Annotated in this window: 16 protein-coding genes and 1 tRNA gene; 10 read left to right on the forward strand and 7 right to left on the reverse strand. The window is 46.2% G+C overall.

Features of this window, described 5'->3' with window-relative positions:
• Positions 1–101: 101 nt before the first annotated feature.
• A complete protein-coding gene (locus QUA88_RS25370; protein ID WP_333057065.1) occupies positions 102–1037 on the reverse strand; it encodes a class I SAM-dependent methyltransferase in 936 nt (311 codons plus the stop codon).
• 283 nt (positions 1038–1320) lie between these two features.
• Here QUA88_RS25370 and QUA88_RS25375 point away from each other — a divergent pair, with 283 nt between their 5' ends.
• A complete protein-coding gene (locus QUA88_RS25375) occupies positions 1321–2220 on the forward strand; it encodes a hypothetical protein (RefSeq protein WP_333057066.1) in 900 nt (299 codons plus the stop codon).
• A gap of 433 nt (positions 2221–2653) precedes the next feature.
• Positions 2654–3598, forward strand: coding sequence for a glutathione S-transferase C-terminal domain-containing protein (locus QUA88_RS25380; RefSeq protein WP_333057075.1), 945 nt, complete (start codon positions 2654–2656; stop codon positions 3596–3598).
• Between the two features lie 538 nt (positions 3599–4136).
• On the opposite strand, the gene QUA88_RS25385 is transcribed toward QUA88_RS25380, so the two are convergent.
• The 3 genes from QUA88_RS25385 to thyD all read right to left on the reverse strand — a co-directional run bounded on the left by QUA88_RS25385 (position 4137) and on the right by thyD (position 7537).
• A complete protein-coding gene (locus QUA88_RS25385; protein ID WP_333208019.1) occupies positions 4137–4919 on the reverse strand; it encodes a hypothetical protein in 783 nt (260 codons plus the stop codon).
• A gap of 738 nt (positions 4920–5657) precedes the next feature.
• Entirely contained in the window at positions 5658–6104 is a 447-nt protein-coding gene (locus QUA88_RS25390) for a transposase (RefSeq protein ID WP_333057068.1), read from the reverse strand.
• A gap of 506 nt (positions 6105–6610) precedes the next feature.
• Entirely contained in the window at positions 6611–7537 is a 927-nt protein-coding gene (thyD, locus tag QUA88_RS25395; RefSeq protein ID WP_333259399.1) for a thylakoid membrane protein ThyD, read from the reverse strand.
• A gap of 148 nt (positions 7538–7685) precedes the next feature.
• Here thyD and QUA88_RS25400 point away from each other — a divergent pair, with 148 nt between their 5' ends.
• The gene (locus QUA88_RS25400; protein WP_333057071.1) at positions 7686–9320 is read left to right on the forward strand and encodes a DUF3352 domain-containing protein; all 1635 of its coding nucleotides are present in this window, start codon (positions 7686–7688) and stop codon (positions 9318–9320) included.
• A 509-nt stretch (positions 9321–9829) separates the two neighbouring features.
• Here the strand turns inward: QUA88_RS25400 and QUA88_RS25405 are convergent.
• The 3 genes from QUA88_RS25405 to QUA88_RS25415 all read right to left on the reverse strand — a co-directional run bounded on the left by QUA88_RS25405 (position 9830) and on the right by QUA88_RS25415 (position 11118).
• Positions 9830–10027: a hypothetical protein gene (locus QUA88_RS25405; protein ID WP_006632682.1), complete on the reverse strand. Its 198-nt coding sequence runs from the start codon at positions 10025–10027 to the stop codon at positions 9830–9832.
• A 195-nt stretch (positions 10028–10222) separates the two neighbouring features.
• The gene (locus tag QUA88_RS25410) at positions 10223–10639 is read right to left on the reverse strand and encodes a tetratricopeptide repeat protein (RefSeq protein ID WP_333055586.1); all 417 of its coding nucleotides are present in this window, start codon (positions 10637–10639) and stop codon (positions 10223–10225) included.
• Between the two features lie 125 nt (positions 10640–10764).
• Positions 10765–11118: a HesB/IscA family protein gene (locus QUA88_RS25415; RefSeq protein WP_006632680.1), complete on the reverse strand. Its 354-nt coding sequence runs from the start codon at positions 11116–11118 to the stop codon at positions 10765–10767.
• Positions 11119–11363: 245 nt separating this feature from the next.
• Between QUA88_RS25415 and QUA88_RS25420 the strand changes: the two genes are divergently transcribed.
• The 7 genes from QUA88_RS25420 to QUA88_RS25450 all read left to right on the forward strand — a co-directional run bounded on the left by QUA88_RS25420 (position 11364) and on the right by QUA88_RS25450 (position 18237).
• Positions 11364–13013 (forward strand): DUF6930 domain-containing protein, encoded by a 1650-nt coding sequence (locus QUA88_RS25420; protein ID WP_333274455.1) that lies wholly within the window; start codon positions 11364–11366, stop codon positions 13011–13013.
• A gap of 115 nt (positions 13014–13128) precedes the next feature.
• Positions 13129–13383 carry a hypothetical protein gene (locus QUA88_RS25425; protein ID WP_333055584.1) on the forward strand — a complete coding sequence of 85 codons (255 nt, stop codon included), beginning with the start codon at positions 13129–13131 and terminating at the stop codon, positions 13381–13383.
• 4 nt (positions 13384–13387) lie between these two features.
• Positions 13388–13744 (forward strand): type II toxin-antitoxin system PemK/MazF family toxin, encoded by a 357-nt coding sequence (locus tag QUA88_RS25430; RefSeq protein WP_333055583.1) that lies wholly within the window; start codon positions 13388–13390, stop codon positions 13742–13744.
• Between the two features lie 62 nt (positions 13745–13806).
• On the forward strand, positions 13807–15243 hold the full coding sequence (zds, locus tag QUA88_RS25435; RefSeq protein ID WP_333055582.1) for a 9,9'-di-cis-zeta-carotene desaturase: 1437 nt from the start codon (positions 13807–13809) through the stop codon (positions 15241–15243).
• A 193-nt stretch (positions 15244–15436) separates the two neighbouring features.
• A complete protein-coding gene (locus tag QUA88_RS25440; RefSeq protein ID WP_015175311.1) occupies positions 15437–15883 on the forward strand; it encodes an SRPBCC family protein in 447 nt (148 codons plus the stop codon).
• A 106-nt stretch (positions 15884–15989) separates the two neighbouring features.
• Positions 15990–18077 carry a serine/threonine-protein kinase gene (locus tag QUA88_RS25445; RefSeq protein ID WP_333274460.1) on the forward strand — a complete coding sequence of 696 codons (2088 nt, stop codon included), beginning with the start codon at positions 15990–15992 and terminating at the stop codon, positions 18075–18077.
• Positions 18078–18163: 86 nt separating this feature from the next.
• Positions 18164–18237 (forward strand) — tRNA-Val (locus tag QUA88_RS25450).
• The last annotated feature ends 180 nt before the right edge of the window (positions 18238–18417 follow it).

Raw genomic sequence — 18417 nt, forward strand, 5'->3', positions numbered from 1 at the left:
TCTTACTCCCTCCCCTTGATAAGGGGAGGGTTGGGGTGGGGTCAAAAATTTACGACTCCTGCAAGGATTGCTATATCTGTACTTCACTCTACTGAAAACCGCTATCTTGCCTCAGCAACAATAGTTCGGTGTCGGACTGTATTACAAGTAATCGTCGGCGCAGCAAAACCAGAATCAACCAAAGCTTGCTCAATATCCAACCCAAAATACTGATCCAAATAAGGCTCCGTACTTTTGAGCAAAGTTAAAATATAAGGAGGCATTTTGGCATAAACTTCCGACTGAGGATTCATATCCATAATTGTCAAATGTCCGCCAACACGCAGCAAACGCCTCGCTTCCCGGAATATTTCTCTAGTAGCTTTCTGCGGCAATTCGTGACAAACTAAACAAATAGAAACTAAATCAAAAGCTGCCGCAGGCAAACCTGTAGATTCAGCAGCAGCATGAACCCAAGTCGGAGATTTTTGATTGAAAGATTGGGATTCTCGCTGTTGGGAACGGTATTTAGCCACTGCTAAGAAATAAGGCGATAACTCTACTCCAGTCATCTTCGCTTCCGGGTAAACCTCCCCAAGAGCAAAGGTACTCATTCCCACACTGCATCCCAAATCAACAATATCTCGCGGCGAAGAAGCAATTTGAGATTTGATGACTTCGTGATAGCTGGCGCGGAGTTTTGCATCGCCTTCTGCACCCGCTTCCGGCCAAATTGTGGCGTGAACTGTACGGGCGGCAACTTCTACTTCTGTAGCAGCTTCCCAACTCATATTACCTTGTTCGTAAGCGTGGAATGAAGTTAGATAATATTTCGGGTAAACCAGATCGGGATTTTGAACGCTGAGCAATTCTGCATCCCAATTTCGAGCTAAAAGTGCTTGGGCTTCTTGTCGCCAATGCACTCCAATTTTTTCGGCTCTTGTTATCATCATTTCCCGCGCTTGGTGCTTGGCTAGATTAGCTAAAGGCTTGATGGAGAGTACGCCATTTACTAAACGCGAGGCTAATCCGGGAGTTTTGTTAACTGCAACAGTCATTTTTTAGGTTTTTCTATTTTGCGCCCTCTATTTTAACACGTTTGGGCGATTTTGAGTTGGTCAATATAAAGACTTTTTTTAATGAACCGCAGAGGGCGCAGAGAACGCAGAGGAGCGAGAAGAGAGAAAAGATCGGAGTAGGGCAAAAGTGGATCGGGTGGTATAATATTTATTTGTGCTTGCCTAGTTAGTGCTGGGGAATTTACCGGGAATCGGGAATCGGATTTGCTGAAGTTGGAGTATTTGGAAGAACACTTTAAATCGGGCTATTCAGGAGTTTTTGATGAGCAAGTCTATTGTTGAATTGGTTGACAATTTGCCGTCGGGTGGCGTCACTGTGATGATGTTAAAATCTCTCGATTTTGTGGTTCCGGGGGAGTGGAACAATCTCACGGGTTTTGATAATACTATTCAAGCGCTGACAGGGGAAACAAAGCGCAAATTAGTTGAGAAAATTCGCGATCGCGCGATCGAGCTTTACGCTAACCCCAACGAGCCATATCAAGGCGTAGTCAGGCTTTACCAGTTAGCAGACAGCGCCGACAGTGCGTTAGGTGCAACGGCTATGGCGAATAAAATCGGCGAAAACATCGGCTTTCTTTCCTTTCTCAACCGCCTCACTCCCAAAGCTGACACAACTCAAACGATCGACTTGTGCGTCAAAGTGGCGATCGAGCTAATTGCCTACTGCAAACTTAACAATATTTCCCTTAACAATGTGGGAAGCTTTGGTAATTATTTATCCCATTACAAAGACGAATCTCTGATGCGGATGGCTGCTTTAGTTTGTGCTGACGGTTTAATTCCCCTTGGCCCGGACTTCCTTAGAGTAGCACAAAATACCCTAGGCGGATTGAATCCTTCAACCTTGCAGCAAAACTCAACATTCCAAAATATCAGCAACCTAATTCCCGGCGCTAATAATGCAGCAAAATTTGGATTCGTGACAACAACTTTCGCCTCAGCGCAAGGTTGGATGAACAATTTAGTACAGTCTCGCGGCTTAACTCCCGCCATAGTTTTAGGCCATCTCAAGCAATACATTGATGTTACCGATGACAAATTGGATTATGTGGCGGCGTTTTTAGACATGAGTACCAATTATTACGAACATACCGGAATTCAGACGGTTGCTCGCCGATTGATCGATCGAGCTTATGGCGAAATAGCCTCGGATAGATAGTATAAAACTCGTCGCTCATCATTCTCGCTTAACAGGCTTTCCGGCCTGTTCCACAAAAATTAAATTTTATTGTGGGGAGTAGGGGTTGGGCTTCTAGCCCGCCCTGAAGGGCATTATTGCAAATGATCCAAGATATAAAGGGAACAAACCTCGTCGCTCATCATTTTAAAGAACAGGCCGAAAAGCCTGTTCTACAAAAATTAAATTTATTGTGGGCCGTTGCTCCTAGCCCGCCCGGAAGGCGGGAGTGCATTATTAATTGCTGAAACCATTGCTTAGTTTGCCTTCTTCCTTCTTCCTTCTTCCTTCTTCCTTCGGCTGTGAGTTAAAATAAGCAGATTATGTTTAGCAAACCTCTTTTAATCGCATTGTGAAAAACAAATCGCTTCCTTCATCCGTAACAGTCAAGCTAGGTAAATTTGTCTGGACATCAATGTGGCAATTAATGATGTCAAAACTAGCGCCGCCCGATCGCACGGGAGCATACATTCGCCCCAGCAGCAGTTTCCGGAACTTTGTCAGCACTGCACCAGACAACCCTCACGGGCCCGCCACGGGACGGTATCGCCTCTTCGTGGGTAAAGGGTGCCCTTGGGCGCACCGCACTCTGGTGACGAGGGCGCTCAAAGGGCTTGAAGATGCGATATCCGTATCTATTGTCTATCCCTCGGAAGGGGGAATGTGGGTGATGGAGTCGGAGACTTTTGGCTGCAACACGATGCCGGAACTTTACCAGTTGGCTTTACCGGGCTATCAGGGGCGGTGTACGGTGCCGGTGCTGTGGGATGACTCGAAAAAGGCGATCGTCAATAATGAGAGTTCGGAAATTATTGTGATGCTAAACTCGGAGTTTAACGAGTTTGCTAGCAATCCTCAAATGGATCTTTATCCTCTGGATTTGCGAGAACAAATTGACGAGTGGAATGAGAAGATTTACCAATCGGTGAATAACGGCGTTTATCGCTGCGGTTTCGCGCAATCTCAAGCTGCTTATGACTCGGCTTGCAGTGAATTGTTTGCTGTTTTAGACGAGATCGATCGCTCGCTCTTGAGGAGTCGTTACTTGTGTGGCGATCGGGTGACTTTAGCAGACGTGCGGCTTTTTACTACTCTATTCCGTTTTGATGCCGTTTACTACAGCTTATTCAAATGCAATCTGCGCCGCATTCAAGATTACGAGCATTTGGGAGCTTATCTGCGCGATTTGTACCAGTTACCGGGAGTTGCCGGCACTTGCGATTTGGAGGCTGTCAAGCGCGATTATTACGGCAATTTGTTCCCGCTGAATCCCGGCTGCATTATCCCGGCTGGGCCCGATCCGGCGAGTTTGCTCAAAGCTCACGATCGGGCAGGGTTCAGAAACCGGGTTTCTCCATAAATCTCTGTGATTATCGAAATTGAAGCGAATAAAATGACCTCGTTCGGGGATATATTTTAGCAAAATTCTTCTCCTTCTGGTTTTCCCCAAGAGATTTCTTCGCCCGGTTCTATTTCGCCTGCTAATAATTCATCTAGGGTATATTTGGAAACTTTCTGATTTACAGGCTCTATGACTATTTTTCCATTTTCTATACTGCAAATTACTGCATCATCTGCTTTCAGGTTGAAATATTTGGTTCTTCAGTACGTAGTATGCTAAACAACCCAAAATCAAGCTGTAAACCTTGTTATATCAAATCCGGTAGCATCGGAATTATTCATCTCTCTTATCTCCCTCTGTGTTCTCTGCGTTCTCTGTGGTTAAATCATTCCGATGCAACCGGAAACAATATTAAATAAGGATTAAACGAAATATCGCTCATTCTAGCCCAATTCATCTAAATAAATAGTCAAAACCTTTGCTCCGCAAAGGTTTTGACTACATTTCTATACAATTTGGCATACCAAGTAATGAAGAGCCATTATTTTTTGTATACTCATCCAAAGATTTTATAATAATTAGGATCTTTTTTAATAAAAACTCTCAGTCTAAATAATCGATAATAAAACACAACCTGTTTACTTAGTTTGTTGTTGATTTTCTTCCAAAGAGAACGTTTGGGATATTCAATCTGTTTATGGATGTCGAAGTAAATTTGTTTCTCCTGAATAATTGCTTGTCCATTTTGGATTCTTACTCGTTCAATATTATCCTTAAAGAATGGAAATTTGTCTTCGCGGAAAAAATCAAATGTCATCCCAATTCGAGCCGCAGCTAGCCCCATAGCATAACCCTCACCATGATAGATTTCTTGCATTTCAAAAAAGTAAGAAATTGTCTGCCAAAGTTCAAAAAATTCTCCTTCTAATCCATTCTGTCTCTTCATGACAAACATAAACTCGTGAAGCCACTTCACTTGTTGAAGATCGATATTTAGTTTTTGCCCTGCTGCTTTTATAACTTCAATTTCTTTCGGATTTTTAATGTTTTGTATGTGTTTGACCAAATCAGTACCTGCTCTTGCTGTAATTCCAGGAGACCAATTCATTTCTTCTACTAGAGGGCCTAGCAATCTAACATCAGAGTCTAAAAACATACAACTCTCAAATAGTGAGAGAGCTTTTTCAAGAACGAAACGTTTGTCATGATACCCTTTCACACTCTGGAGGTGGTGCTTGAACACCAGAACATGAGGGAAATTTTTAAACTGCTCTGGTTGATCGCTTAGGATACATAAAGTTGTGGAAGGCATATGGGTCTGGATATCTTGAGCTAGCATCTTTACATGAGCACGATACCTATCACCTACAGCTAGAGTACAAAAACAAAACTTTTCAGATGTGTCCATATGATTTGAGCGCAAGAGATGTGAGTTAAACTTGCAGAAATTTTTCGTGAATCCAACTTATGAAAATATTATAACTGACTTATGGTTACTAGATTACTCTGAAACAGTTTCAATAGCAAGGAATAAACAGAATATTAAGAATGCGTTTATATTGCGATCGCAATATTGAAGATTAAACCCTATATCCCTCTTCTGTCACTCTCCGGGGGGGGATCGCGCTTAATCTTCATCTGGCAATTAATACAAGCTATTCTATTAGAAGAAAAAATGCTCAGGTTTATTTATTATAACAACTAGATATAGTCGCGCGTGGGGCTCAGAAACCGGGTTTGAAACCCAAATCTTGGGTAGGATGCCTAAATTATCACAGAAACCCGGTTTCTTGGCTCAGGGTTAGGCGCGATCGCGTGGGGGGTTGAGAAACCGGGTTTGAAACCCAAATCTTGGGTAGGATGCCAAAATTATCCCAGAAACCCGGTTTCTTGGAGTTTCTGGGAACACGCGTGGGGATTCAGAAACCGGGTTTCTTACCCAAATCGGGCGTGAGGATGTCAAAATTCTCCCAGAAACCCGGTTTCTTAAAGCCTTCAATTCTTCAAATGTTAAGTCACGATAAGCATCGGCTGAAAAAAATTGCGATCGCACTCCATCTATTTTAGGTAAACTTCCCTAACGCAAATCAATATATTCCTGATAGCTGGAAAACTCCCAATCCTCTGCTTTTTCAACTATATTAGCACAGACTGGGTTTAAGTAAATATATCGAGTTAAGTGTAATAAATAGTCTTCTCCATCCACATGAATCGCCTGAAACCGTCCCTGAAATAGTGAACCCACCCTTTGATAGCGTTTATTGATAGCCTTAGCATAAGACAGAGTAAATGACTGCATCAGCTTGGAAAAATCATCCGTTTGCAGGTAAACTAATAAATGATAGTGGTTCGGCATCAAACAATAAGCAATAATATCGACACCATGAATAATCAGATGGTTTCTTAATTGACGTAAAAAATAAATATAGTTTTCTCGCTCAAAAAAGATAAGCTGACGGTTATTACCTCGGTTATAAACATGGTAGTAATTACCCGCTTGGAAGATAATTTGGCGACGTGGCATATCAGAGGATAGGTGAGTGGCTAGCGGAAGGGGAGGGTTCAGAAACCGGGTTTCTTACCCAAATCTTCGGTAGGATGCCAAAATTATCGCAGAAACCCGGTTTCTTGGCTGAGGCTGAGGTGCGCTCGCGTGGGACTCAGAAACCGGGTTTCTTACCCAAATCTTCGGTAGGATGCCAAAATTATCGCAGAAACCCGGTTTCTTGGCTGAGGCTGAGGGGCGCTCGCGTGGGACTCAGAAACCGGGTTTCTTACCAAAATCTTCGCTAGGATGCCAAAATTATCGCAGAAACCCGGTTTCTTGGCTGAGGCTGAGGCGCGATTGCGTGGGGCTCAGAAACCGGGTTTCTTACCCAAATCTTCGGTAGGATGCCAAAAGTATCGCAGAAACCCGGTTTCTTGGATGGTTGGCAGGGCCTCAGAAACCGGGTTTCTTCACCAAATCGGGCGTGAAGATGCCAGAATTATCGCAGAAACCCGGTTTCTTGAACAACGAGGATTCGATTTCTAGCTTCCCGATAAAATTTCTTCGAGTGCTAATTTAAGCGTCGGATATTGATATTGAAAACCACTAGCTAAAGTTTGTTTCGGCAACACTTTCTGCCCTTCCAAAACAAGTTTTGCCCCGTCTCCCAAAAGCATTTCTAAAGCAAAACCTGGCACCGGCAACCAAGAAGGCCGCTTTAAAACTTCCCCTAAAGTTTGGCACAATTCATTCATCCGCACCGGATTCGGTGCTGTTGCATTCAAAACGCCTTCAACTTGCGAATTTTGCAAAGCGTACAAAATTAAATCAACCACATCCTCGCGATGCACCCAAGAAAACCACTGTTTCCCAGTGCCCAGCGGCCCGCCTGCAAATAGTTTAAAAGGTGGCAGCATTTTTGCCAATGCGCCTCCCATTCCCAAAACTATCCCCAGCCGCAAAATTGCTAACCGCGTTCCCGCATTTTTTGCAGGTTGGGCGGCTGCTTCCCAGTCTTTGCAAACTGCTGCTAAAAAATCGTTTCCCGCAGGGCTAGTTTCGTCAAACTCAGCGGTTTCGCTGGTTCCGTAATAGCCGATCGCCGATGCGCTAACAAACACAGATGGTCTAGGATTAGCATTGACGATCGCCTCGACCAATTTTGCCGTAGTCAGTTTGCGACTGTCCAGAATTGCTTGCTGGCGCGCCTCCGTCCACCTTTCCTCCGCAATCGGAACCCCAGCTAAATTGACAACAGCGTCGCAGCCCGCGATCGACTTTTGCCAATCACCAGACTCCGCAGGAGTGTAGGCGACAACTTCCAAATTCGGATAAGCTGAAGCCGGAAAAACTCGGCTAGCCTTCGCCCCATCCCTGCTCAAAACCACCACTTGATGTCCCGCAGCTTGCAGCTTCTCCACCAGCCGGCTACCTACAAATCCCGTTGCTCCCGCGATCGCTACTTTCATCTTTTACCCGCAATGCACATTTTTAGTAGTTTAGACGATCGTCCAAACTTGTGTTAAATCATACAAAAATAAAAAGCAGCCTCGATCGCCTCCCCACAAGCCAAGTGTATTTTGATTAAACTGATATGGGACGCGAGGAAAACAAACCATGCCTGCAAAAAAATCAAAGCTTCTAATTGCTGCCTCCATCGCCGCAGCAGGTAGCGCTGCGGTCTACTTTTACTTCCAGGGTTTGAGCCAACAAGTATCCAACCCTCAAGACAGCGCCAAAGTTGTACCCGACGAAGCAATGATGGCCGCGTTTATCTCCCCCAATCCCCAAGCGCTGTCACAATTGCAGCGATTTGGCACGCCAGGGGCTCAAAAGTTGATCGGTCAGGGTTTGAAGGCCTTTCAAGAACAAAGCTTGGCAGGCACTCAAATCGACTTTGACAGGGACTTAAAGCCTTGGCTGGGGGGGGTGATGGTCGCTTTGCTACCCCCTGATGCTGTCACGAATACAGAGCCTCCAAAACTGCTGGTAGTAGTCAGCGTCAAAAATAAAATTAGCGCTTGGAATTTTGCGAATAAATTAAAATCTCAGCCCGGTGCAACTACTCAAGAAACCGAGTATAAAGGAGTTAAAATTTTTGAGATTGCAGAGCCAACTGGCAAGCGCTACAGTGTGGCTTTGCTGAACGACCAATTAGTGATGGCTCCTTTGAGACAGCCTGTGGAATTGGCGATCGATACTTTTAAAGGAGAACCCTCCCTCGCTACGCAGCAGAGCACAACTAAGTTTTTTGCAGAGAGTGCTGGTGTCAAGAATCCGATCGCAACTGTTTATATTGCTGACTATCCTGCGGCAATTGAGCAATTGAAAGCTAATTTGCCCGCTGATATCCAGTTGCCTTGGACAGTGTTTTCGCAGTTCAAACAGGTTAAGTCTTTGGTTGCGGGAATTGGTGCGGATAGTGCGGGATTGAGGGTAAAAACTATTGCTCAGTTAGACCCTAAATTCGTGCAGCAAACTCCACAATTTACATCAAAATTGTTGCCCAGATTTCCTGGTGAAACTCTTGCTTTAGTCGGCGGCAAGGGAATCGATCAAATTTGGTCGCAAGCAACCGCTGAGGCACAAGATAGCCCGGAAGTTGACAGGGGAGTTCAGCAGGTGAGGGATAGTTTTAAGCGGTTGGATTTGGATGCGGATCGAGAGGTTTTTGGTTGGATGAATGGGGAATTTGCGATCGGGGCGATCGGTTCGGATCAAGGGATTTTGTCTCAGTTGGGCATGGGGGCGGCGATGATTTTTGAAACCAGCGATCGCCCTGCTGCAGAAGCAACTCTGAAAAAACTCGATGCGATCGCCAAAAGCAATCCTACAGTCAGTGTCGCCCCCAGACAAGTTCAAGGAAAGGAAGTTACGGAATGGAAAATACCCCAGCAAGGCACTTTATTCGGGCACGGTTGGCTGAATGAAAATTCTGTGTTTGTAGCTTTCGGTGGCCCTTTAGTTGATGTGATTACTTCGACGCCGCCCCAGCCGTTAAGCAGCAGTCCGAGTTTTCAGGCGATCGCCACTTCTTTACCGCAAGCCAACCAAGGTTACTTTTACATAGATATGGAAAAAACCCTGTCTTGGGCTAACCAATATTTGCTTGCAGTACAGCCAAATTTAGTTTCCCCGCCCGCCGCTGAATTGCTGAATTCTCTCCGAGGAGTTAGCGTAGCCACAGCTTCTACGCAACCGACAACTGCTGAGTTGGAGATGCTTTTTGCCTTGAAATCTAACAACAATTAGGCAATTTGTAATCGGTAATTTGTAATCGGTAATTCTTCCTTCTATCCTTCTAAGGATCGCGAATTAAATAACTTACAATTTTAATTGTTATTGTGGGATGGGCCTGAAAGCCCATCCCACAAACTTTTGGAAGTTATTTAATTCTCATTCCTAAGCTGTTGCGGCCTTAAATTGTGTGTCAAAAAAAAATCAAAGTCTTGTGGGGAGTAGGGGCCCTAGCGTCCCGCCCGCCCAAAAATACAATCTAGATTCGTAACAGCCTATCCCTTAAATCCCGATTCATATCATGTCCGGTGAATCGATCGTGATTGTTGTAGGGGCGGGTTCACCGTGATATTCAACACAAATCCCAAATCCAATAAACCCGCCCCGACCGGATATTATGGTTGAGCGACCTGACATGAGCTCACTGCGCGTTGCCGGACTTTTTTCTTACTAAAAAAGATGCTGCCCTCCATGGAGGGCAGCTACTCAAATAAAGCATCTTAAAGTCTCTCACAACTTCAGAATTAACCTTCAGACATTCCTGATTTATTGGGCAATTGCAAATCATCCGGGTCTACGTAGTGACAAACTGCTTTGTCCATGCAAATCAAGGCCCAACCGGATTTATCGATGCTCATCAACTTGTAAGAAGCTGGCTGAATAAAGAAACCTTTGTGGTTGCGGGTTGCGGGTTTGATGTTAACGTGGCTGTCAGTGCTCATGTTTTTACAACTCCTAGTATTATCGTAGTAAAATCTGAAAACCGCTGAGCGGGTTTGTCAATCGTCTAAGTCTTCAAATACTAGCACTGACTTTCTGAGTTTTCCATAAAGTTATTTATTGATTTATTACGATGTCGTAATAAACCGCAAAGCCACTTTCGTCGATCCCCGCCCCAAATAGACTTGTTTGCGCGGTTACGGCTCCAGAAGCCACTGTTTAACGCGGGCGAGACTCTTCCAGTCGGGTTTTCTACTTAATCCTTCTTCAAAATTTTTTTTAACTTCGTCGAGTAACTCTTCGGAAGCCATCAGAAGTTGCTGAGCCACTTCTACGTGGGGACGCACTCCTTTCTCTTTGAGATCGAGGATCGCTACTGCTAGGTTGATGCGAGCTTGGGGGTCATGAGGGTTCAATTTAACGGCTGTTTTCGCTGCTTTTTGAGCCGAAGATGGTTTATTTTCCAACAGGTAGAGCCACGCGAGGCTAGCCCAAGCATTGCCATTTTTGGGAGCTTTTTCGCACACTTCTTTAAACACGGGGATCAGATTAGCCGGGGCTTCGCCAGCTTGGTAGCGATCGAAACCGTCTTTAAACAATTCTTCAGGGGTCATTCGATTTTAGATTTTGGATTTGAGATTTTAGATTGGAAAGAGCATTGGGTGCGGGACGCAGCAAGGCAGTCCGAGGCATTCTCAGCAATTAGTAATTACCAATCCCCAATGCCCTATTTTCCAATTTATGTAGAAAATGAACTGCCACAGCCGCAAGTTTGAGTGGCGTTGGGGTTAGTAAACTGAAAGCCGCCCCCGATCATAGCATCGCTGAAGTCGAGAACCAAACCGTAGAGATAAAGAATGCTCTTGCGATCGCAAACTACCTGAAAACCATCGTAGTCGAACACTTCATCGTCGGATTTCACAGTGCTGGGGTCTGCGAAATCCATGACGTAAGACATACCAGAGCAGCCGCCCTGGCGCACCCCTACCCGCAAGCAGAGGTCTTTACCTTGTTTCTCTCTCAGAGCTAAAACTTGACGGACAGCAGAGTCTGTCATTTGAATGCCGCGCTTTTCAGAAATGGCTTGAGTCATAATTTGCCGAACTCCTGAGATTGTCTAATGCTAAGAGTGTAATCTTATCCCTCCATTGTACAGGCATTCGCCAGAAGGCATAAGGTTAGATGCTGAAGGCCGAATTTTTAGCTTCTAATTTTTAATTCCCGTGAGGCCTCGTTCCCCAGCTCGATGTCCTCTCCCCCTATAGGGTTTATGATTGATAAGCAGCGGTTGACCGGCTACCGGCACCGCAACAATGCTTCACCCAACGGGCTTACTCTATGGCAGCGCTGAATCGCACTACTCTTCGTCGGCTACAAAACTTACCTCAAATTCCCAGCGTGTGGGAGGGCGATCGCCGACCCTTATCTAATGCTGACTCACACATGATGCTAGATGACGATGACGTTCTAGAAGCTGGTGGCGAGTGCATTCTCTGGGTCGATGGCTCCGAAGGAGTCGTGAGGGCTATGGACATGGTAGGCCCAGATGCCGGCCCAGAGGCGCTCGTCCGGGCCCTGCTACGGGCAATGGAACATCCCCAAAGTCCGGCTCCCGCAGTCCGCCCCCAAAAAATAGTAGTCAAAAACCGAGAAATTCAATTTTATCTGCGGGGCGTACTTCAAGATTTAGGCATTTCTATTGACTACGTGCCGGAATTGCCCCTAATTGACGAAATATTTCGCGGCATGGAAGAGGTCGCCATCAACAGACCTCCTGAGTTGCCCCCTCAGTATGCTGAAGTTTTAATGGAAAAAGCTGCTCAAATTTGGCAAGACGCTCCGTGGCGGACTTTGAGGGAACACCAAATTATATCTATTGAAATCAATCAGTGGGATGTCGCCAGCCTCTACGTGTCCGTATTGGGGCAAGGCAGAATGGATTACGGAGTTTTACTGTACCGTTCTCTAGAATCCTTGAAACGGTTTCGAGAACGAGTCGTCAACGATGAATCTTTTGAAGATTTAGAACAGGCTTTTTTAGGGCAAGACTGTTTGTTTGTTACCTTTGAAAGTGCAGCAGATATTGATGAGGACGACGAGGACGACGAAATTGATTTAGCCGATTTGCCTCCATCGGAAATTGAACCAAATTTCGGCAACCTACACCCTTTAGAAGGATTGCGATCGATCCTTTACGAAGAAGAAGCCCTCACGATGTTAGTTGCTCTCGAAGCATTTCATCGCTTTTTCCGCAACGGCCGCCGGAAATTGGGCTCAGACACTTTTCCCACTCTTAGCAGCCGCTACCGCATCCCTGTTCCGCAGCCTGACGGAGAAATTCAACAGGTATCCGTTAAAGTTTCCACGATGCCCGATGTGTCAGACGAATTATTACAGATGCTCGGTGATGACGATGATGACGATGATGACGATGATGAATTTGACAAGCCACTGCTGCGGGACGATTTAGTACCGCAAAATTCATTTTTGAGTCTCGGTGCCGTACCTTGGGAAACGGTAGATTTCCTGCGCCAAAGTGTCCAGTTTCACCAAGGTGCAGAAGTTGATATTAATACCGCCGGAGATGGTTTGCCGGTGGTGATGATCCAAACTTCTCATCCGAAGGCAAAAACTATGATTCAGGATTTGAAAGAAGCTGGAGGTGTGAAGGGGATTGGTTTTAATCCGGGCGAAAATCCTTTTCAGGATGAGCAATTCGACTTGGGTATTTTGCAAACTAAAAATGGGGAGCTGTATTTGTTTGGGGAGTTTAATGAAGACGATCCGGTGCATCAGGAAGCTCGCAAGAAATGGGACCGTCGCTGTAAATTAACCAACGGTTGGTGCGGTTTGATTATTGCTAAAGGGTTGATGGGTGCTTCTCGCGGTCAGCCTCAGTTTAAGGATATGATCGCTTTGCTTGAGGTTCGCTGGGTGTCTGCTAAAGAGTTGGGAATTGGGCCACTTCAGTTAATGCCGATGTTTTGAAGGAATAAAGAAGCAGGAAGAAGGAAGAAGGAAGAAGGAAGAAAGAATATGTAAAAGTAATTTGTAAGGTGCGCCCCAGCGCACCCTAGTTTTTAAATTATAAAGGAAAATGATTATGTCAAATTCTACTCAAAAGCGAGAAGTGTTAGTCGCCCTTGATGCTGAATTCGCGGAGAAAATAGACCAACTTACTGATGATTGGACGGAGGCGATCGAACAAGCTCTCCGTCTCTGGTACGCTAAGCAAATAGAAGATAAGTTGCGGAAGTTTTATCAAAACTGCAGCCAAGAAGATATTGAGTTTGAGGAAGAATGGGCAACATTTGCTCAGGAACAAATGGAAGAAATTTTAATAGAGGAAGGTCTTTGATACAATGACAGAAGCTTATCCGCGACAAGGCGAAGTTTATCTTGTTAGAGCTTTGCGAACGATCGGAGATACCAAAAAGCGTCCTGTTGCTGTCGTTTCCATAGATAGCCGGAATGAATTGAGCCGTACTGTACTGATTGTCCCTTTTACTAGCGATTTGAGAGGGGGCGAAACTCCGAGTCGGGTTTTGATTCCGCCTGGTGAAGGAGGGTTAGAATCTGACTCGCTGGCTGTCTGCGAGCAAATTATAACTGTCCAAAAGACTTATCTGGAACAAGGCGCTTACGGTCAACTTAGTGCCGATGTCCTAGCCAGAATTCAGAGGGCTATACAAGTGTCGATCGGCATTTACGAACTTTAATAATATTTCTAATATTCTAAATTTTGTTACAATTTGTAAAAATACTGTAAAGGATAGGTAAAATGCGGGTTGCGATCGCAGGTGCGGGACTGGCTGGAATGACCACAGCAGTCGATTTAGTGGAGGCCGGCCACGAAGTAGAAATTTTTGAATCCCGCCCCTTTGTTGGCGGCAAAGTCGGCAGTTGGGTAGATCCCGACGGCAATCACGTTGAAATGGGTTTGCACGTCTTCTTCGGTTGCTATTATAACTTATTTGCCCTGATGAAAAAAGTGGGAGCTTTTGACGACTTGCTCGTCAAAGAACACGTCCACACTTTTATCAATCGAGGCGGCGAAACTGGTTCTTTGGATTTTCGCTTTCCGGTGGGTGCTCCTTTGCACGGATTGAAGGCATTTTTTACTACATCTCAGCTATCGGTACAGGACAAAATCCAAAATTCGATCGCCCTGGGAACTAGCCCGATCGTCCGAGGTTTGATCGACTTTGACGGAGCGATGAAAACCATCCGCGATTTGGATAAAGTTAGCTTTGCTGACTGGTTCCGCAGTCATGGCGGCAACCAAAACTCGCTCAAAAGAATGTGGAATCCGATCGCCTACGCACTGGGTTTTATCGACACCGAAAATATTTCTGCTCGGTGTATGCTGACAATATTTCAATTCTTTGCTACCAAAACAGAAGCATCAAGGATGCGAATGCTGGCCGGTTCTCCCAGCGAATATTTGCACAAGCCAATTGTGGAATATTTGGAAAAGAAAGGAGCAAAAATTTACACGCGGCGCAGAGTCCGAGAAATTCAGTTTGAAGAAGGTGCAGAAACCCGCGTCACAGGCTTGGCAGTAGCTAGCGGCGAAACTGAAGAAACTATTACCGCTGATGCTTATCTTTTTGCATTAGACGTACCAGGAATTCAGAAAATATTGCCCCCAGCTTGGCGCAAATGGTCAGAATTTGACAACATTTATAAATTAGATGCGGTGCCAGTTGCTACAGTGCAATTGCGGTTCGACGGTTGGGTAACGGAATTGGAAGACGAAGCCAAGCGCAAACAGTTGAGCCACGCTGTCGGCATCGATAATTTGCTATATTCAGCAGATGCAGATTTTTCCTGTTTTGCTGATTTGGCGCTGACAAGTCCCAAGGATTATTATAAGGAAGGACAAGGTTCTCTGTTGCAGTTGGTGTTGACTCCGGGAGATCCGTTTATTAAACAAAGCAATGAGGCGATCGCCCAACACGTACTTAAGCAAGTTCAGGATTTATTCCCGTCAGCGCGGGAATTAAACATGACTTGGTACAGTGTAGTGAAGCTAGCTCAATCTTTGTATCGCGAAGCACCGGGAATGGATGTTTTCCGCCCTGCTCAAAAAACTCCGATCGCCAATTTCTTTTTAGCAGGAAGTTACACTCAGCAAGACTACATTGATAGTATGGAAGGAGCGACACTTTCAGGCCATCAAGCCGCTAAGGCAATTCTCGAAGCTTACAGTCATTAGTCCTTAGTCTTCTATCGTTTTCTCTCGTTCCCAGGCTCTGCCTGGGAAGGGCGATCGGGAGGCTCTGCCTCCAGTATTCGAGAGGAAAAGTGAGGCGGAGCCTCTGGATCTGCGTTACCAGGCTCTTCCTGGTAACAAGAAAAAAAGAAACAATTCTTCAATCTAAAATCTAAAATCTAAAATCTAAAATCCCATGACTGATTGGTTAGAACACAGTGTCCAAGTAGAAGTGGCAATTCCCATCGAATTAGCGTGGCAACTCTGGTCAGATTTAGAGCAAATGCCGCGCTGGATGAAGTGGATAGAATCTGTTCATGTTCTAGAAGAAGATCCAGAGTTGTCTCGCTGGAAACTCGCAACGGGCGGGTTAGAATTTAGCTGGCTTTCTCGGATTCTCAAGTTAGTGCCGAATCAGATAATTCAGTGGGAATCGGTAGACGGCTTACCAAATCGAGGTGCCGTAAGATTTTACGATCGCAAAGACAGCAGTATCGTCAAGCTGACAGTGGCTTACGGAATTCCCGGCTGGCTGGGAAAATTGATGGATAACCTATTTCTGGGCCGCGTGGTTGAATCGACAATTCAGGCTGACTTGGAAAGGTTTAAAGAGTATGCTCTGAAAGTGAAAGCCACATCTTAAATTCTGAGGACTTTAGTCCTTTGGTTTTTAATTGTAACGCGAGAGTCGATCGCCCTTTGGCGTCAGTATCATAGAGATGTGCTGCTGATTCCTTCTCGGTTTAGTTATGAGTTATTGCCTAAACCCCGCCTGTCAAAACCCGCAAAATGCCGATCGTACCCAATTCTGCCTGAATTGCGGCTCCAAACTGTTGCTCAGAGAGCGTTACCGCGCCATCAAACCCCTTGGGCGCGGCGGTTTCGGCCGCACTTTTTTAGCAATAGACCAAGACAAACCCTCAAAACCGCGCTGTGCAATTAAACAGTTTTTCCCGCTATCCCAAGGTACCAGCAGCAGCGAGAAAGCAGCAGAATTATTCAACCGAGAAGCGGTGCGGCTGGACGAGTTGGGGAAACACCCGCAAATTCCCGAACTGCTGGCGCACTTTCAGCAGGAACGCTATCAGTATTTGGTACAGGAATTTATAGAAGGTCAGAATTTACAGGAAGAGTTGGCGCGGACTGGGCCTTTCAGCGAAAGTAAGATTCTCAGTCTGCTGAAGGATTTATTGCCAGTATTGCAGTTCGTGCACGATCGTAGTGTAATTCACCGAGATATTAAACCGCCCAATATTATCCGGCGCCGCATTTCTCAAACTCCCACCATTTATACTTACCCAACCTTAACCGGGGAATTAGTTTTAGTTGATTTTGGCGCTGCAAAACTTGTGGAGGGTTTGAGAGAAACCGGTACAGTCATCGGTTCTCCCGAATTTGTGGCGCCGGAACAAATTAGAGGTCAAGCGGTTTATGCCAGTGATTTGTACAGTTTGGGAGTAACTTGCATTTATTTGCTGACTCAAATATCTCCTTTTGATTTGTTCGATATCAATCAAGATGCTTGGGTTTGGCGAGACTTTTTGAAGGTTCCAATTGATCCGAAATTAAGTCGCATCCTCGACAAAATGATCGAATCGAGTCTCAGTCGCCGCTACAAATCTGTAGCTGAGGTATTGAAAGATTTGCAGCCGCAGCAGTCGGCGGGGGCGGGCACGGGGGCGGGCACGGGGGCACCGCCCCTACCAGCGCCTAAAATTTCCGTGCCGCAGAGGACGCCTGTGGTGCAGAATGCAGTGCCGCCAACGGTTGCAGGCACCATTTTACCTGTGCCGCCGATGCAGCGGGTTGTGCCCGCACGCGCGCCTACTTGGAGGTGTGTTCATACTCTGGTAGGGCATTCTAATGCTGTTACGTCGGTAGCTTTCAGTCCTGATGGCGCGACTTTAGCTAGCGGCAGTGAGGACAAGACGATTGAGATGTGGAAGTTGGAGACTGGTAGGCGGTGGTACACTCTTACGGGTCATTCTGACTGGGTGACTTGTGTGGCGTTTAGTCCTGATGGCGCGACTTTGGCTAGTGGCGGCCGGGACAAAATGATTCATATTTGGGATTTGAATAAGGGTAAGTGGTGGTACGCTTTGGCTGGTCATTCTGACAGGGTTGCTGCTGTGGCGTTTAGTCGGGATGGTCAGGTTTTGGCTAGCGGCAGTCGGGACAAAACTGTGCAGTTGTGGAATTTGAATAAGGGAAGGCCGATGTCGGCTTTGACTGGTCACGCTGGCGGGGTGGAGGCGGTGGCTTTTAGTCCTGGCGGGGAGTTTTTGGCTAGCGGCAGCCGGGACAAGACTGTGCAGTTGTGGGATTGGCAAAAGGGTCGATCGATTTGTACTCTGGCGGAGCACGGGGATTGGGTGCGGGCGATCGTTTTTGCGACCCCCCCCAGCCCCCCCTTGGTAAGGGGGGGAGTAGGAGAAGGATTGACTTCCTCTGTGTCCCCTGCCGGTCAGACCCCCCCCAGCCCCCCCTTGGTAAGGGGGGGAGTAGGAGAAGGATTGATTTTGGCTAGCGGGAGTCGGGATGGTACGGCGAAGCTGTGGCGGGTGGATGCACAGGGGCGTGGAATGCTGTTGCGGAGTATGAGGGACAATTCTGGGGATGTTTTGTGTGTGGCGTTGAGTCCCGATGGTCGGGTTTTGGCGACGGGGAGTCGGGATGGGACGATTTATTTGTGGGATGCGGGTACGGGGGGTTTGCTGGAAATTCTGACGGGCCACGGGGAGGAGGTTTTGTCGGTGGCGTTTAGTGCTGATGGGGGGAGTTTGGCTAGCGGTGCGGGCGATCGAACTGTGAAGATTTGGCGGGGGATGGGGCATTAGGGGCGATGTCAAGAGTGCCTGCTTAAAAAATTTCATATTTATGCTTGACAGGCGATCGAATGTTCTGCTACATTAGGAATTCGTGAGGACGCATAGCTCAGTTGGTTAGAGCACTACGTTGACATCGTAGGGGTCACTGGTTCGAGTCCAGTTGTGTCCATGAATTTAAATCATTTATAAATCAAGGGTTATAGGTTTTCGATCCTACCGAGAGTTCTGTTTTCCGCTGATATTTCGCTCACTCTTCCCTTAATGTAGCCTCTCCGTAGGGTGTCCCGGAGCCGAAAAATCTGTTGAAATCGAAATAATCAATGTCCGGGGCATCCTACAAGTTGATTTA

Source organism: Microcoleus sp. D3_18_C2 (genome assembly GCF_036702395.1).
Classification (GTDB): domain Bacteria; phylum Cyanobacteriota; class Cyanobacteriia; order Cyanobacteriales; family Microcoleaceae; genus Microcoleus.

Coding starts and splice junctions, on each gene's coding strand:
- QUA88_RS25390 (WP_333057068.1), bottom strand. CDS start 6,104: ATGCCACGTCGCCAAATTATCTTCCAAGCGGGTAATTACTACCATGTT.
- QUA88_RS25385 (WP_333208019.1), bottom strand. CDS start 4,919: ATGCTAGCTCAAGATATCCAGACCCATATGCCTTCCACAACTTTATGT.
- QUA88_RS25410 (WP_333055586.1), bottom strand. CDS start 10,639: ATGACCCCTGAAGAATTGTTTAAAGACGGTTTCGATCGCTACCAAGCT.
- thyD (WP_333259399.1), bottom strand. CDS start 7,537: ATGAAAGTAGCGATCGCGGGAGCAACGGGATTTGTAGGTAGCCGGCTG.
- QUA88_RS25370 (WP_333057065.1), bottom strand. CDS start 1,037: ATGACTGTTGCAGTTAACAAAACTCCCGGATTAGCCTCGCGTTTAGTA.
- QUA88_RS25425 (WP_333055584.1), top strand. CDS start 13,129: ATGTCAAATTCTACTCAAAAGCGAGAAGTGTTAGTCGCCCTTGATGCT.
- QUA88_RS25380 (WP_333057075.1), top strand. CDS start 2,654: ATGTGGCAATTAATGATGTCAAAACTAGCGCCGCCCGATCGCACGGGA.
- QUA88_RS25420 (WP_333274455.1), top strand. CDS start 11,364: ATGGCAGCGCTGAATCGCACTACTCTTCGTCGGCTACAAAACTTACCT.
- QUA88_RS25400 (WP_333057071.1), top strand. CDS start 7,686: ATGCCTGCAAAAAAATCAAAGCTTCTAATTGCTGCCTCCATCGCCGCA.
- QUA88_RS25430 (WP_333055583.1), top strand. CDS start 13,388: ATGACAGAAGCTTATCCGCGACAAGGCGAAGTTTATCTTGTTAGAGCT.
- QUA88_RS25375 (WP_333057066.1), top strand. CDS start 1,321: ATGAGCAAGTCTATTGTTGAATTGGTTGACAATTTGCCGTCGGGTGGC.
- QUA88_RS25445 (WP_333274460.1), top strand. CDS start 15,990: ATGAGTTATTGCCTAAACCCCGCCTGTCAAAACCCGCAAAATGCCGAT.
- QUA88_RS25440 (WP_015175311.1), top strand. CDS start 15,437: ATGACTGATTGGTTAGAACACAGTGTCCAAGTAGAAGTGGCAATTCCC.
- zds (WP_333055582.1), top strand. CDS start 13,807: ATGCGGGTTGCGATCGCAGGTGCGGGACTGGCTGGAATGACCACAGCA.
- QUA88_RS25415 (WP_006632680.1), bottom strand. CDS start 11,118: ATGACTCAAGCCATTTCTGAAAAGCGCGGCATTCAAATGACAGACTCT.
- QUA88_RS25405 (WP_006632682.1), bottom strand. CDS start 10,027: ATGAGCACTGACAGCCACGTTAACATCAAACCCGCAACCCGCAACCAC.